The organism is Agrobacterium sp. 10MFCol1.1, assembly GCF_000381165.1.
GTDB lineage: Bacteria > Pseudomonadota > Alphaproteobacteria > Rhizobiales > Rhizobiaceae > Agrobacterium > Agrobacterium tumefaciens.
The window spans coordinates 18,735-32,727 of record NZ_KB906085.1 but is presented as its reverse complement, the minus strand read 5'-3'; the positions used below and the strand labels follow the sequence as shown (position 1 = coordinate 32,727).

At 58.6% G+C, this 13,993-nt stretch carries 15 protein-coding genes and 1 pseudogene; 5 read left to right on the top strand and 11 right to left on the bottom strand.

The window, feature by feature from the left end; genetic code table 11:
• Positions 1-852: 852 nt before the first annotated feature.
• From F617_RS27325 to F617_RS0125110, 3 genes and pseudogenes are all read right to left on the bottom strand, one after another.
• A pseudogene (locus F617_RS27325) lies at positions 853-1,256 on the bottom strand (VapC toxin family PIN domain ribonuclease).
• On the bottom strand, positions 1,253-1,498 hold the full coding sequence (locus tag F617_RS28960) for a hypothetical protein (protein ID WP_081626789.1): 246 nt from the start codon (positions 1,496-1,498) through the stop codon (positions 1,253-1,255). Before F617_RS28960 ends, F617_RS27325 begins: the two are co-directional and overlap by 4 nt.
• Before the next feature lie 144 nt (positions 1,499-1,642).
• Entirely contained in the window at positions 1,643-2,791 is a 1,149-nt protein-coding gene (locus F617_RS0125110) for a site-specific integrase (protein WP_026331063.1), read from the bottom strand.
• A gap of 190 nt (positions 2,792-2,981) precedes the next feature.
• Here F617_RS0125110 and F617_RS0125105 point away from each other — a divergent pair, with 190 nt between their 5' ends.
• The gene (locus F617_RS0125105) at positions 2,982-4,121 is read left to right on the top strand and encodes an RHE_PE00001 family protein (RefSeq protein ID WP_019567156.1); all 1,140 of its coding nucleotides are present in this window, start codon (positions 2,982-2,984) and stop codon (positions 4,119-4,121) included.
• 348 nt (positions 4,122-4,469) lie between these two features.
• On the opposite strand, the gene F617_RS27320 is transcribed toward F617_RS0125105, so the two are convergent.
• Together F617_RS27320 and F617_RS0125090 are read right to left on the bottom strand one after the other, a co-directional pair.
• Entirely contained in the window at positions 4,470-5,321 is an 852-nt protein-coding gene (locus F617_RS27320) for a hypothetical protein (protein ID WP_019567154.1), read from the bottom strand.
• An 89-nt stretch (positions 5,322-5,410) separates the two neighbouring features.
• On the bottom strand, positions 5,411-5,782 hold the full coding sequence (locus F617_RS0125090; RefSeq protein ID WP_019567153.1) for a hypothetical protein: 372 nt from the start codon (positions 5,780-5,782) through the stop codon (positions 5,411-5,413).
• Between the two features lie 320 nt (positions 5,783-6,102).
• Between F617_RS0125090 and F617_RS27315 the strand changes: the two genes are divergently transcribed.
• Positions 6,103-6,762, top strand: coding sequence for an NAD(P)-dependent oxidoreductase (locus tag F617_RS27315; protein ID WP_019567151.1), 660 nt, complete (start codon positions 6,103-6,105; stop codon positions 6,760-6,762).
• 125 nt (positions 6,763-6,887) lie between these two features.
• Here F617_RS27315 and F617_RS29065 read toward each other — a convergent pair whose 3' ends face one another.
• The gene (locus tag F617_RS29065) at positions 6,888-7,013 is read right to left on the bottom strand and encodes a hypothetical protein (RefSeq protein WP_019567150.1); all 126 of its coding nucleotides are present in this window, start codon (positions 7,011-7,013) and stop codon (positions 6,888-6,890) included.
• 324 nt (positions 7,014-7,337) lie between these two features.
• The gene (locus F617_RS0125065) at positions 7,338-8,261 is read right to left on the bottom strand and encodes an AraC family transcriptional regulator (RefSeq protein ID WP_019567148.1); all 924 of its coding nucleotides are present in this window, start codon (positions 8,259-8,261) and stop codon (positions 7,338-7,340) included.
• A gap of 149 nt (positions 8,262-8,410) precedes the next feature.
• On the opposite strand from F617_RS0125065, the gene F617_RS0125060 reads away from it, so the two are divergent.
• Both F617_RS0125060 and F617_RS0125055 read left to right on the top strand, forming a co-directional pair.
• Positions 8,411-9,064 carry a DUF2306 domain-containing protein gene (locus F617_RS0125060; RefSeq protein WP_034502562.1) on the top strand — a complete coding sequence of 218 codons (654 nt, stop codon included), beginning with the start codon at positions 8,411-8,413 and terminating at the stop codon, positions 9,062-9,064.
• 4 nt (positions 9,065-9,068) lie between these two features.
• A complete protein-coding gene (locus tag F617_RS0125055) occupies positions 9,069-10,052 on the top strand; it encodes an SDR family oxidoreductase (protein ID WP_019567146.1) in 984 nt (327 codons plus the stop codon).
• Between the two features lie 79 nt (positions 10,053-10,131).
• Here the strand turns inward: F617_RS0125055 and F617_RS0125050 are convergent, their stop codons facing one another.
• Together F617_RS0125050 and F617_RS0125045 are read right to left on the bottom strand one after the other, a co-directional pair.
• The gene (locus F617_RS0125050; protein ID WP_019567145.1) at positions 10,132-11,052 is read right to left on the bottom strand and encodes an NADP-dependent oxidoreductase; all 921 of its coding nucleotides are present in this window, start codon (positions 11,050-11,052) and stop codon (positions 10,132-10,134) included.
• A gap of 9 nt (positions 11,053-11,061) precedes the next feature.
• On the bottom strand, positions 11,062-11,505 hold the full coding sequence (locus F617_RS0125045; RefSeq protein WP_019567144.1) for an ester cyclase: 444 nt from the start codon (positions 11,503-11,505) through the stop codon (positions 11,062-11,064).
• An 88-nt stretch (positions 11,506-11,593) separates the two neighbouring features.
• Between F617_RS0125045 and F617_RS0125040 the strand changes: the two genes are divergently transcribed.
• Entirely contained in the window at positions 11,594-12,508 is a 915-nt protein-coding gene (locus F617_RS0125040; protein WP_019567143.1) for a LysR family transcriptional regulator, read from the top strand.
• Positions 12,509-12,557: 49 nt separating this feature from the next.
• Here the strand turns inward: F617_RS0125040 and F617_RS27560 are convergent, their stop codons facing one another.
• Both F617_RS27560 and F617_RS0125030 read right to left on the bottom strand, forming a co-directional pair.
• Entirely contained in the window at positions 12,558-13,049 is a 492-nt protein-coding gene (locus F617_RS27560) for an ester cyclase (protein WP_019567142.1), read from the bottom strand.
• Between the two features lie 55 nt (positions 13,050-13,104).
• A complete protein-coding gene (locus F617_RS0125030; protein WP_019567141.1) occupies positions 13,105-13,992 on the bottom strand; it encodes an SDR family NAD(P)-dependent oxidoreductase in 888 nt (295 codons plus the stop codon).
• Position 13,993 lies beyond the last annotated feature (1 nt).

The window sequence follows — 13,993 nt, the reverse complement described above, 5'->3', positions numbered from 1 at the left end:
CGTACTCTCGAAATATTCCCTTGGTGGCGGGGCATCTGCAGCGGAAATACCTACAAAAATTGGAAGGGCGAGAGCTTCGGAAAGCCTCCTTATCCGGAGGGACAACAGAGAGAGCTCTGCCTGCCAGCGGAGGGATCTCTGCCTGCCAGCAGAGGAGGGCGGTCACGAGGGTAGAGACCGTTTGTAGGATCCCGCTCCTGATTTTTCCCAGGCAGCGAATTTTCGTGGAGACATCAGGTTCTTTTCGCAGTTCTTAAATGGAACTGGGTAGAAGCGGTCACAGATCTGATCGAAACTCGAAATGAGCAGCGCAATGTCGGCCTTTCGTTGGGGTTTCGTCTATGAACAAATATCCCCTTGGGCGGTCGATCATCTCAAATACTGCAGGCTGAGCTGGACTAAGGTGCTGTCGGAGATCGATAATGTACCTGCCTGCGTACCAAGATCCTCGCGCAACGCATCATCGATGACGGCATCCAACGCATCAGTGATAGTTTGGCTCTTAGCTCTATCGTCGAGAAACGCGAGAGATCGCTTCAACATCCTATGCTGCAGTCAAAGGACAGGCCAGAGGATCCGAACGTCATATCGGACGCCGATTTCTTCAAAATGTTTAGGCGGCTGAATAATTTGACGCTGCCGCTCATATGCTCGGCGCACATCGTGGGCCAACCCAAGGAACGAGCCTTGCCTGCCTTTCACAATTCGCGAGTGCTCATTCACGTGATGGATGACTTCATGCAGCCAGATCAAGGGCGTGCAGTGAGCAATAAGAAGATTACGGCGTGATTCCTGAGCATTTTGTAGGAGACCATTCAGTCCAGCCCTTTCAATCGAAAAGCAACGGCCAGATCAGTCCACCCACTGATCACTGTTTTTTATTCCGAAGCCTTCTAAATCCTTGATGTTGCGCGTCGCGACGGTCAATGGGTGAGCCACGGCTGTAGCAACCATCGAGGCGAGCCGGCGACCATTTCGTTTGGCAAGCGCCATCAGATAGGCCCAGGCGACGGCGGCATGACCTGCCACCGGAATAATCCTGTTTTCGTAAGCTTTGAGGCAGATCATGCGTGAGCCGTTCCTCTAAGGCGCCAGCCGCTATCCATCAGCGCGACACCGCGGCGAATTTCAGCAATAGAGAAGATGCTGATTAGGGTTCGATCCACGTCCAGCCCGTCAAGGCACATCAGACACCCTTCATCAGGGCGAGGCTTTCTAACTTCCGACAGAACATTCGTATCGAGCAGAAGTCTCACAAGGACAAGTAACGGGGCTCGTCGTGTTGTCTCTCGCTATCCAAGTCGGCGCCGCATAGGGGTGATGCCGATAGAAATTCCTCAAGCGATCCCCTGTGAGTAGTTTTCGTCAACCGCTCTTCTGCAGAAACAACAATCACGCTCGGTTTTCCATTGCGGGTAATCGTCTGAGGGGCCAACTGGGCGCACTCTCTTTGATCGTCTCTGGTGAAGCCTGCCTTGCTTCTGCACGTATCGATCATCGACTTAGGCAGAGGGGGCATGCCAGCCTGTGGAGAACGTCAGAGAAGCAGGCTTTCCGACCTTGCCTAGGTCGTCAGGGAGACCGATTGACTGTGCAACCAGTTCCAACAAGCCGGGGCGTCTGATGCTACGCATGAGCGCCATTACAGAATGCGTGCCGCACGCCCGCTTCGCCGTGTAGCGTTGTTATAATAGCTGGAAGCCTGCTGCATCGACCGGTGTCTGGACTGCTCCATCGCCTCGAGAAGGGGAATTCCGCGATTGGCGGCCTCCGTCAAATATCCCGATCGTAGCCCGTGCGCCGAAAATTCCCCACTGTCCAACCCTGCCATCTGTGCGCGCTGCTTGAGGATCGCATTGACCGACTGCGGATCGAGCGCACGCCGCGAGACGGTGCCCCATCGCCCAATTCCCCGAAACACGCTGCCCTTTTCGATCTTTGCGGCCGCCAGCCAGGCGTTCAGCGCCTCGACAGGTCGGCCTGTGAGATAGACGACATCGTCCTGCTCGCCGGTCGTCGTTTTGGTTCGACCAAGATGGATGGCAAGTGAGGGGAGGGGAGGACCGTCGTTCACCTCGATCGGTGGCTCGACTGTCAGCTGCTCGACGCGTAGCCTGGCGATTTCGCTGCGTCGACGGCCGCCGGAAGCAAAGGCGACCATCAGGATTGCCTTGTCGCGTAGATCGCGCAGGCTGTCTGACTCGCACGTCGCCAGCAGCTTTGCCAGAACGTCGCCAGTGACGGCCTTTGCGCTCTTGCGCGCACGGGTTCGCGGAACGGCGCGCACGGCCAGACGAATGGCTGACTTAAGAGCAGGGGAGGCGAAGGCACCCGAAAGGCCGCGCCACTTACTCAATGTCGACCAGCTGGCCAGCCGGCGCCGCACCGTGTCAGGCGCGTGCGGGCCAACGGACTTCAGGAAACCCTGACGCCTTAGATTTTTGTCGACATCATCGGGCATGCCGTGGTTGGGGTCACTTGCGCGCTTTTCCGGATCCCACAGATGATGGGCTACGAATTTGAGCAGCAACGCCTCGGGCGCCGGCCAGGGCAGGGACTGTCCGGTGGCAGCGAGACCCCAGGCCTCCAGGTAGGCAAGATCAGACGTCAGGGCCCTTAGCGTATTGTCGCCCATGCCCTGATTAACGAGATGCCGCAGCGTCTCGATGTCATCATCGGTCAACAGCTCGGCAAGCTCGTCGCGGCGTTCGAGCGGCAAAACGGACGCGATGGTATCGAGTTCTTCGGCGCGCCACTCGACGGACGTGTGTGATGTCTTCGTTTTAGGCACGATAGGCTCCAGAATCGCGGGTTTCGGCGGCCGCTGGCACCGTGATTTGCCCCGATTTTCCTCGATTTGCGCCGCGAAATCAACTATCATCGATAAGAGATACTTATCGATGGTTAGAAGCTCAACCACCGACCATACCATGTGAGGAACTGCAATATTCATATAGCGTTCGTATAAGAATTCATTTACCATGATTTCAATGGCTTACGATCTCGCGAAAATCAGCATGACAGCTCTGATGAGACCGGTATTCGACGCTGGGACCGCGCTGACCCGTCTCGACGAGCGCATTGCCCGTTCACCCGTCGGCGCGGGCGTCCTCGAACGATTGCATTTTGCCGACGCCTGCGCCTCGCTGTGGATCGACGGCGAGCTCGTCCATCTCGAAGACCTCGTCCTGCACGACGCCACGCGGGATATCCGCACCCCGACCCACGAGCTCACCATCGCCCGCGACGTGTTGCGAACTCGCCGACGTATTTCTGGCCAGTCGCCTGATTGGGCGCTGTCACCGGAAGGCATTCGCACGCTCCGGCAGACATCGGAGAACGCGTCAACCGGCACTGAGGCGGCGGAGGCCGCCAGCACAGTGCGGAACGCGGCTGCGATTGATCCGGAAGGGGAGGGGAAAGAAATCGATGAAGCCGAAGGGCTTCCCGGCATCGATTATGCCGCTATCGATGCGGTACTCGCCCGATCGGAAGCGGCGATCGAGAATGCAACACGGCCTGGCCGTGGCGGCGGCCAAGAGAAAGATCCGATGATCTACGATCTCGACTGGGACGAGGATGCCCGGCTGGAAAAATGGCGCGGCGTGTTGCGGCAGACCGAAAACCTGCCGGCGATGCTGCAGGCCATCGTTGCCCTTAATGCCTGGAACGAGCTTTCGGTGCTTCAGCATGCGCCCTGGCTCGGTCGGTTATTTGCCGCGTCGATCCTTCGGGACGCAGGCATCACCACCAGCGCCCATCTGGCGCCCATCAACCTTGGCCTGAAAACCATACCCGTCGATCGGCGCCGGCATCGCGACCGGGAAACCCGGCTGCTCGCCATTGCCCACGGTTTCATCGCGGCCGCCGAGATCGGGATGAAAGAACATGACAGGCTGACGCTGGCGAAAACGATGATGGACCGAAAGTTGGAAGGACGGCGGACGTCGTCAAAACTGCCGGAGCTGGTTGAGTTGGTGATGGCCAAACCGTTGGTATCGGCAAAAATGGTGGCGAAGACGCTCGATGTGACGCCGCAGGCGGCGCGGCGGATCGTTTTGGAACTTGGCCTCAGGGAGATGACGGGGAGGGGGAGGTTTCGGGCGTGGGGAGTTTTTTGAATCCGATATACTACGGGGCGAAGGATTGCCACCACGTGGGGCCGAACTTGCGCCACATCGAGATTGAGCTCGGGCTCCCAAGGAATATATGCTGACTGGCCAAATGACTGCCATGTCGCGGGGACTGCCTCATACGAGGCGCTCAAGGAAATGCCGCCTCAGGCTCACGACAGGGAGCATCCACTTCCGGTTAGCGTGCCCTAACCCGACACCACTCAAGCGATGTTTAAATTGCAACTCGCCATGGCAGGCGTACGGCTCGCGCATGTGCTGAACACCGCCCTTGAATCTGCGGAGAAACAGCGCGCCCCGGGCTTCTTGCCCATCCATCCAGCAGCTCTCAGCCCGCTAGTCATCGAGGCGCGCAAAATCCAAGTCGTCGGTAAAAGCTTCAATCGGTTCGGCGGTCGCCTCGCAAAAGATCACTATATCTCGCCACAATGGCCAGCCGCTCTTGAGATCCAGAATGCGAACAGCGGGCTTCGGTCCCAAATCGGTGTCAATCTCGTCGATGTCACCAAGGCCGTAAGCATCAAGCTGATTTGCGCGCTCGGCCAGTGCGCGTTCGCCAATTTTAAACGCGCCCTTCAGGTCGCTGACAAGAACTCGGGTTCCGCCCATACTTATTCGGACGGCGCGACTGTCGCTCATTTTTACAGCTCGCTTCGTGACGGCACCAATGAATCTGCGAAGCTCAATCGGCACTGTCCGCAGTTTGGCGATATAGGCATTCAGCTCATTAACGGCTTCCTGCAGTTCGATGGGTTCGTTCTTCCAACCAAGTGCTTGATCCAGCCGTTTGAGGTTCTGGACCTCCGTCGGTTTATCAAGTTCAGTCCAATCGGTGAGGGTCTCGAGGATGGCGCGATCGGGGCGTGAAAAGCGGTTCTCGTGTTCGGCTTTCATCTTTTTGAGCTTGTTGACGGTGTATACGACAACATCGTTCGTCTTCTGATGATGCGGATAGCACATCAGCATGAGGTTTGCCGCGGCACGGCGGTCTTCGTTTGTCATCGTTTCGTTGAAGCGCTCTCCGTCATCTTCGGCGGCCTCGATATGACAGACCTGGCCGATAAAGACCCCGTCGATGTCCATCATAAGCTGGCCGCAGCCCGGAAATGCACAAAGGTTGCCTGATTTAAGGAACAGTTCCCGCAGTGTATCGCCCTTGGGTGCAAGCCTTTTTGCTTTTTCGGTCATTTCAGGATCTTTCTCAGCAGATGCATTTCCAGTTGCCCGATACTTTGGTATCGACGGCGGTTCGAAGCCGTACGGTCGAAGCGTTCCAATTAATCTGCGGGCGCGTTAAGGTGCACAAGATCCCATTCCTGCCATTCACCGTCGTGTGCAACGAGCTTAGCACCCCATTCCTCCGCCGATCCTCCGAACAAGCCGGATTTCAGCGGCGCACCGGCCAGCGGATTGTAGGCCACCTGCACCGGCAATTCGGGACGGGAGAGAGCTGGTGGCACGCAGCCTATCGCTGCGCTGACGTGGGAATAACCCGGATCGAAGAACACTTCCGTCGGGACCAAGGCATCGTTGCGGTTGCGCGTTGCGGGACTGATCGTCGTCGTTGTTCCGAGAAAGCGACCGGACTCGCTGTCAACTCTCAATGCAAAGGGGCCTACGGCGAAATTGGCTTCGACGATATATGGCATCCGCTGGGAGGCCCCATGGGTGAGCGGCGACCATCCGAGCTGGCTTCCGTCAATTGCCGCAGAGCAACCAGTTGCTCTTCAACATTGGAACCGCGCGTGATGTTGAACATCAAGCTCTGCAACCTCACCGCTGCAGGCCACGCGACAGTTTTTCGATGAGTGTCGGGTAAAACGGGTTCTGCATCTCCGACACGACGATGCCGGCGATATTGCTGCGCCGCTTTGAGAGCATAGAGGCAATGGCATTCGGGGGGTAGTTCAGTTCCGCCGCGGCCTTCAGGATGCGTTGCCGCAGTTCCGGGGTAATCGAGCTCCCTGGTGTGATTCTGGCTTCGCTGTATGACCTTCATGGCACGGAGCGCTACCTTCGCGAAGACCTGCCGCGTCCCTCGCAGGTCCGTGCGCGCATGCTCATGGGAAAGACAGTTGGCCTGATAGGCTTTGGCAGAATTGGACAGGCTATCGCGGAACGGCTGTCTGTATGGGGCGTGAGGCTCATCGCTTCGGTGCGCACAACGCGATCGATGCCGGCCTACGTCACCTCCCAGAGCCTCGATGAAGTGCTCGCGACAAGCGATGTCGTTATCATGGCGGCTGCACTCACTCCTGAATCACGGGGAATGCTGGATCTTGACGCGTTGCGCCGAATGAAACCGGACGTGGTGTTTGTCAACATCACGCGGGGCGGCATCATCCCCGACGATACACTCGCCACGCTCGCCGCAGAGCGACCTGCTATGCGCCTTGCCCTTGATGTGTTCGACCCGGAGCCGTTGAAAGAGGATAGTCCGCTGCGCGACCTTCCGAACGCCATCCTCACTCCACACATGGTGGGACATACGGTCGAGTCGCAGACGCGCCTGCGGGAGGCATTTTGCGAGAACCTTCTCGCGGTGGCAGAGTGGCGGGTGCCTGAATACGTCGTCAATCCGGCTGTGATCGAAACGTGGCTAGGAAAAAAGCACAGCCCACAGCTCTAATTGCGTCCGAGCTTGTATCATTCATCAGTGCGCCGTCATCCATTCGCGGGCGGGACATGGTGCATCGGCGAGTTCGGCCTAGCTTATCGTCTGGGCAAGGTCACCGCGCGGTGCTGCAGCCCAGCTTAGCCCTTGATGGCGGCGATGATCAGCCACTTGTGGGCGGCGATGAAATCAACGGCGCAGCCGCGACCGGTCGCATACATGAGCCCCATTTCGAATAAGACGTCGGCGTAATTGTCGCCGCCCATTCCAAGGGATCAGGCCGGTCATCCCGCCGAAGACAAACCGGAAAGCCTCGCCCGCCTGCGACTTCAGAAACTACAAGATTGAAACTGCATCGGGATGTTCAATCGGATCAAGCAGTTCCGTCGTGTTGCTACCCGATACGACAAGACCCGAAAATCTTTCGATGGCTTCCTCGCCCTGGTCGCCGCAAAAATATGGTTGCCCAACTTTGTCAACAGGACCTAGCAACGACCTTACGTCGTGAACGCCTGACCCAGCCAATTACGCGCTCGCTCTGTTCGAACAGAGTATCGAGTTCCAAGCAATTTTTGATGTGTGATGCAGCTCTAGACAGCGTTCTCATTGCTCATCCTTGCATGATACTTACGAGGCGAGCAGCCCATAATGCGCTTGAAGGCGGTGCTAAACGCGCTGTCAGAGTCATATCCGACTGCCAGCGCGGCTGAGGCAATTGTTCTGTGTGGCTGCCTCAGAGCGTTGGCGGCTAACATCATGCGCCAGCGCGTCAAATATTCCATCGGACTGGCGCCGACGCTCGCCTTGAAGCGGAGCGCAAAGACAGTGCGCGACATGCCAGCGATCTTGGCCATTGCCGCGACGCTCCATCGATCAGCTGGTTTCGCATGCAGAGCTGCGATGACCGCTGCGACGGGTGGGTCAGCTAACGCCGAAAGCCATCCAACACGTGTGCCGTCCCGCGCTGTGAGGTGCTGGCGCAGTGCCTGGATCAGTATCAGGTGGGAGAGGTGCTCAACGAGAAGATCGCTTCCTGCTCTAGGTGTACGCAGCTCCGCCATCATCCGGTCCAGCGCCCAGCGCATCGCGGTCTGATCTGTTTGGTCGTTAATATGGACAACCGGCGGAAGCATGCCGAGCAGCAAACTCGAATCCGGAGTGTCGAAACCGAAATGTGCGGCACACACAAAACAAGTGCCTCCCTTCTCATAGATAACGACTTCGCCATTGCTCCGGCCAGCGAAGAAAACAGCGGCATCCACGGATGTGAGGCCTTGTTTGCTGCAAATGCGAAACGGACGACCGCTCGGCAGCAAGACGCAATCCCCGGCTTTGAGCCGGAGCGGCGTGGCGCCGTCCTCCAGCGTCAACCAACACGCACCTTCCAGCACCGCATAACAGTACAGGCCTTCATGCGGTGGAAACCGGATCGACAGGTCGCCTCCCACATCGGTGGCGCCGGTCTCCAGCCGACGGGGCTTTAGAATGGTCAGGATGTCGGACAATGGATCCATGTTTCGAACGATCTCGAAGATTTCTCGGTCGGATAAGCATAGATGGTTCGTGCAACAAGGGATAGTTTGGAAATCTAAATGATCATAGGAAATCTCATGCCCACACCCCTCGTAGTCCGGTTTCGGACATCCTGCTTCTTGAGGATGCTGTGAAAACGGCGCATCTATCTCGATCGCGCTTGGGCCTGTTCGTCTGGGCGTCCGCGGCAACGATCTCAACCGCGGTGGCGCTGATTTCCTATCGCTATCTTGTGGGCCAAGGGCCGGTCCCCCCAAATGTCGCTGCCAACCGGCATTTTGATCCCTGGATCGCGGTGCACGCGGCCGGTGCTGCAACAGCACTGCTTCTCGGACCGTGGCAATTTCGGCCGCGATTAAGAGTACGGTGGCCGTTTCTTCACAAGTGTATCGGTCGCATTTACGCACTTGGTTGCGCGAGCGGTGGCCTAGCGGCGCTGGTGCTGGCGACTGGTCTGTCCTCGGGTCCCGTGGCCGGGGCGGGTTTCGCTGCCCTCGGCTTGGCGTGGCTTATAACGACAGGTCTTGCAGTGCACGAGGTTCTTGCCGGCCGTATTGCATCGCACCGGCGCTGGATGATCCGGTCCTTTGCGCTCACGCTCTCAGCAGTGACGCTTCGTATCTACCTGCCGCTCTCGGACGTCTTCAACGTCGAATTTCTAACAGCCTACCGCACTATCGCATGGGCTTGCTGGCTACCAAACCTTCTGCTCGCCGAGCTCTTTCTCTGGCGTCGTCCGACAAGCGTTCTGTTCGCTCACCCCGTGACAACTTCCAAGGAGTAACTAGATGCGTATCTTCATGACGGGGGCAACCGGTTTCGTCGGCCCTGCGCTCATTGAGCATTTGTCAGCAAAAGGCCACGAGATCGTCGGATTGGCCCGTTCAAAGACATCAGAGCATCGATTACGGTCTCTGGGCGTGCGTCCGCTTGGAGGGAGCATCGTCGATCTCGATATTCTCCGTAGAGGAGCTGCCGAGGCCGATGCGGTCGTCCATCTCGCCTACAGCTTTTCGCCGGGCGACCTACCGCGCCGGCGCTTGTTTGGCGCTCTCCTTGGAGGATGGCCCGGCAACACCGTCGCGAGAATGATGCAGGCGATAACGGCCACGAACGAGGCAGCCATCGATGCTTTGGCCGCGGCGTTGGCTGGATCCGGACGCCCGATGGTGACGGCGTTCGCTACTATGGGCGTGGCCGGCCCCCCAGGCGCGCGCGCCGAACGCCTTGCTGTGGAATCCGATTTGCCCGATCCCCGCTCGCCCGGTCGCGTTCGTGCTGTCAGCGAGGCCTTGGTGAGGCAATGGGCGCAGCGTGGCGTGCGGGCATCCGTGGTTCGGCTCGCGCCGTCAGTGCACGGTCGGGGCGACAGCGGATTAATTCCGCAACTCGCGACAGCTGCCCGTAAGAATGGTGAGGTGCTCTATGTCGGAGACGGCTCAAATCGATGGAGTGGAGTACATATCGGCGACGCCGTCTCTCTCTTCGAGCTAGCGCTTAAAAAGGGACGGGCGGGGGGTGTTTATCACGGCGCAGCAGAGGAGGGGGTCACATACAAGCAGATTGCTGAAATCATGGCCAAAGATCTCGGTCTTCCAGTCCGATCCGCAACATCGCTGCAAGCCAAGCGCCAGTTCGGCTTCCTGGCGCCCTTTGTTGGAGTCGATAACCCCGTCGACAGCCAGCGGACACAGCAAGAACTCGGCTGGCGGCCGGTTGGCCCCGCATTGATCGACGATCTCGAAGGATTGGATTACTTCGGCACGGCATAAACGGTTCACGAGCGCCGAGTGATAAGAAGAAAGAGCCGGGCGAAAACGCCGCCCGGCTTCATTGCTCCCACGAGGGCGATCAGAAACTCAGGATGATCTTGCCACGCGCCCTGCCAGATGCCTGACGCTCGAAGGCCTCTGCGAACGAGGTAATGGGGAAAACATCATCGATCAGGACCGATTGGCCCTTTGCGCCCATCGCCTTGACCAGATCCGAGAGCCGCTTTGCGTTCGATGTGTGAAACACGAATGCACCTTCGACCATGTGGGCGGTCGCCAGTGCCTGATCGGGCGGAGACACGGTGGAAAGCAGCTTACCACCACTGCGCAACACCTCGAAAGAGCGCTGCTGTGTCTCCCCGCCGATCGTGTCCAGCACCACATCGATGTCGGAAACCTTGCCGGCAAAATCCTCGGATCGATAGTCGATGACCTGATCTGCACCCAGTTCGCGCGCGATCTCCACACCGTCTCCCGACGCAGTGGCCATAACCCGGGCGCCAAGGCCCCTGGCGAACTGGATAGCGAAGCTTCCGACACCCCCGGTACCCGCATGCACAAGGACGGTCTGGTCGGCTTGAAGATCTGCCATCTCTAAAAGTGCCTGCCAAGCTGTTCCTGCAGCGGTTGGCAATCCGGCTGCGCTGTTGAGGTCCAGATCTTCAGGAACAAGCACCAGTTGATCTTCCGGCACGATTGCATAGTCCGCAAAGGCGCCACCCGTCGTCGGATCGAGCCGCGCCATGACCCGATCGCCCGTCCGCCACCGCGAGGTCAGCGAGCCTGTTTTCTCGATCGTGCCCGCGAGATCAGAGCCGATGGCCGACGGGAAGCTGAGCGGGAAGTAGGCGTGCACCTGACCGCGCTGCAGCTTGACGTCGAGCGGGTTGAGGGCCGCGGCTGCGATGCGGACCAGCACCTCTCCGTCTTTCGGCTCAGGCATAGCGGCGTCCTGCAGAACAGGGGTTTGCTGATAGTCTGAAAGAATGATCTGTTGCATTGTCAGCTCCTAGTTCTTGACCGGCCAGGCACCCATCTGGGCAAACCAGCCCATCCAGTCTTCCATGTGCCAGGTGTGGGTAATCCGGCCGTTCTCAAAGGCGTGGAACTCATGGATCGGAAGCGAGAATTCGCGGCCGGTCGGGGCGACTCCGAACCAAGCTGCGACGTGGCGGCCGGTAATGACGGCGCGGACCGCTGCCTTGTCCGGCCCGCCGATCACATCGACGATCTCGATCTTGAGGTCAGCGAACGCTTCAGAGAAAGCGGCGATCATGGGTTTGAACCCATCCCGGCCCGCCGCTTGGCCCGGCGCAAGCGGAATGTCTTGCCAGTCCGCGACGACGCTTTCGTCAAGTAGATCAGAGTTTCCTTCAAACGCTTTGTAGAAGGTGCGAAGCGTCTGTAGATCTGCGGTGCTTATCCCGCTGTATGGTGGTTGTTCGTTGCTCATATTAATCTTTCCATGTTGACGATGAGCAACGTACGTCACGCGATTTCATCGTTGAAATCGATATTAGATATGCTGTAACATCCACCGCATGGATTTATATGGTATCGATCTGAACCTCCTTGTGGCCTTCGACGCTCTAATGGCCGAGCGGAGCGTGACGCGTGCAGGAGTAAGGATCGGGCGCACACAGCCGGCGATGAGTGCAGCACTTTCCCGTCTGCGTGCTCTCTTGCGGGATGATCTGTTTATTCGTGGCCCAGACGGGTTGCAGCCGACGCCGCGCGCGCTCGATCTCGCCGAACCTCTCGGCCATGCGCTGGCAGAAATCCAACGAACTCTGGAGTTCACGCAGGTCTTCGACCCCTCTAAGTCAACCGTCACATTCTCGATCGGCCTTTCCGAGCACGCGGCGTTTATTGTCCTGCCAAAACTACTTGCTCTCCTGCGAACTCAGGCGCCGGGTATCGTTTTACGGATCCGCAACTTCGACCATCGCGACGCGGTCCTCTCGCTTCTGGATTCTGGGGAGGCAGATCTAACCGTCGGCGTGCCGCACACGACGGCAGGTCGTATCCTGAGCGAACGACTGTTCGAGGAGAGTTTCGTCTGCGTCCTCCGCAAAGACCATCCGCAAGCAGACGCAGAGCTAACGCTCGACTCGTTTCTCCAGATGTCGCATCTTCTGGTTTCTCCGGAAAACGAGCGTTTCGGGATGGTCGATGCCGCGCTCGGCAAGCTGGGGTTGCGACGGCGCCTTTCGCTGACGCTCCCGCAAATGTACGCCGCGCCGCCGCTCGTTGCGTCGTCCGACCTGATAGCGACGCTGATGAAGGGCGTCGTCGAAGCTTCCGGGTATCGCCAACAGCTTCACGTCCTGAAGCCGCCATTGGAACTTGGAACGGCAAAGTTCGATATGGCATGGCATAGGCGCAACGACGTTCACCCCGCACAGCGCTGGCTGCGTGAGGTGATCGGGTCACTCTTTGAAAAGGCCGACTCCTAGACTGGCCTGTGCCAGAAAGGTTAGATGGCATGCGCGGGTGTAACTCGCCTCAATCCTGGTCGCGCAGCTGGCGCGCGGCGCGCGCCCAGTCTTCGACGTGATATGTCCGGGAAACTCTGCCATCTTGAACTTCGTGGACATCGATGGTCATGATCCGGAAGGCGTGACCGGACTGGGCGACACCGAGAAACTCGCCGACAGGTGTGCCTTGAGCTTCGCTGCGAACAACAATCCTGTTCCCCATCGTGACAACATCCCTGATCTCGAACCTGAAATCCGGTACCTTGGCGATCCGGGCGCTCCATCTCGCGATCGTCGCTTCGCGGTCATCGCAGGCGTTGGTAGAGCCGCAATTCTGCCAATCCTTTGTCGTGCCGCTTTCAAGATGAATGCGCACATCCGCTGATGACGCCGCGGTGAGTGCGTTATAGACAGGCCGCACGACCTCGATCGCCTGCTCGACAGATAAACTGCCCTGTGTAGCAGGAGATGGCGTTGCCAACGCGATGACCAAGCCAGCGGTTTGGAGGATGTCGCTCATGCGTATGTTCCTATGGAAAGTAAGGTCTGCTCGCGATTGCGTGGTCGGGTTCAGACTATGGACGCTTGGGCCTCATCAGGTCGGCTATCCCAAGTCTCTCGAAGAACGAACGCTGCCTGGCGCCGATCAAGGCTTCAATCTCGTCCGTCCCTTTGGCCTGTGGATCGATCGTAATCCTGAACGGTTTCTCTCCGAACGGAAGATCGAGGACATCCTTCACCGCTTTGCCAACGGATTCGACAGTCAGACCGAGGCCTTTGTCGGCATCCAGTACCTCAAGCGCTGTGCCGAGGCCGCGAAGACGATCCGGAAGCTCACCGTATTGGCTGACGACGGCGAGGCTCTCCGGTCCGTGTGCGTCCGCGAAATGTTCCGTGCCGAATGTAAACGCGCCGGGCACGACCATGACACTCTCGATGCCAAAAGGTGCCGCTTCGAAGCTCATCGCTTCAGCCAGAGCCTCAGCCGCCGCCTTGCTGGCGATATAGGGCCCATGGATGCGCGAGGTCGTGCTGCCAACGTGGACAAGGACGCCTTCCTTCTGCCGGCGCATGATTGGCAGCGCTGCCCGGTTTACCCGAAGCCAGGAGATTGCGTTGGTGTCTAAAATTCTTGCCATTTGCGCAGGCGTGAAGGCTTCGGCAATGCCCACCATCAGCATGCCCGCATTGTTGACGACCACGTCGAGACGGCCGGTCTCGAACAGGACCTGATCGAACGCTGCTCTTATGCTTTCCTCCGAGAGGACGTCGAGCTCAAGCGCGCGCAGGTCTATTTTCTTCTCCGCCGCAAACCGCGACACCTGCTCCACACGGTCCTGGTTTCGATCCTTGAGAGATCGCATCGAAGCGTAGACAATGTGGCCCGCAATGGCGAGCGCCTCGGCGACGGCGCGACCGATACCGGATCCGGCGCCTGTGACGACAATGACTTTCTGGGACATA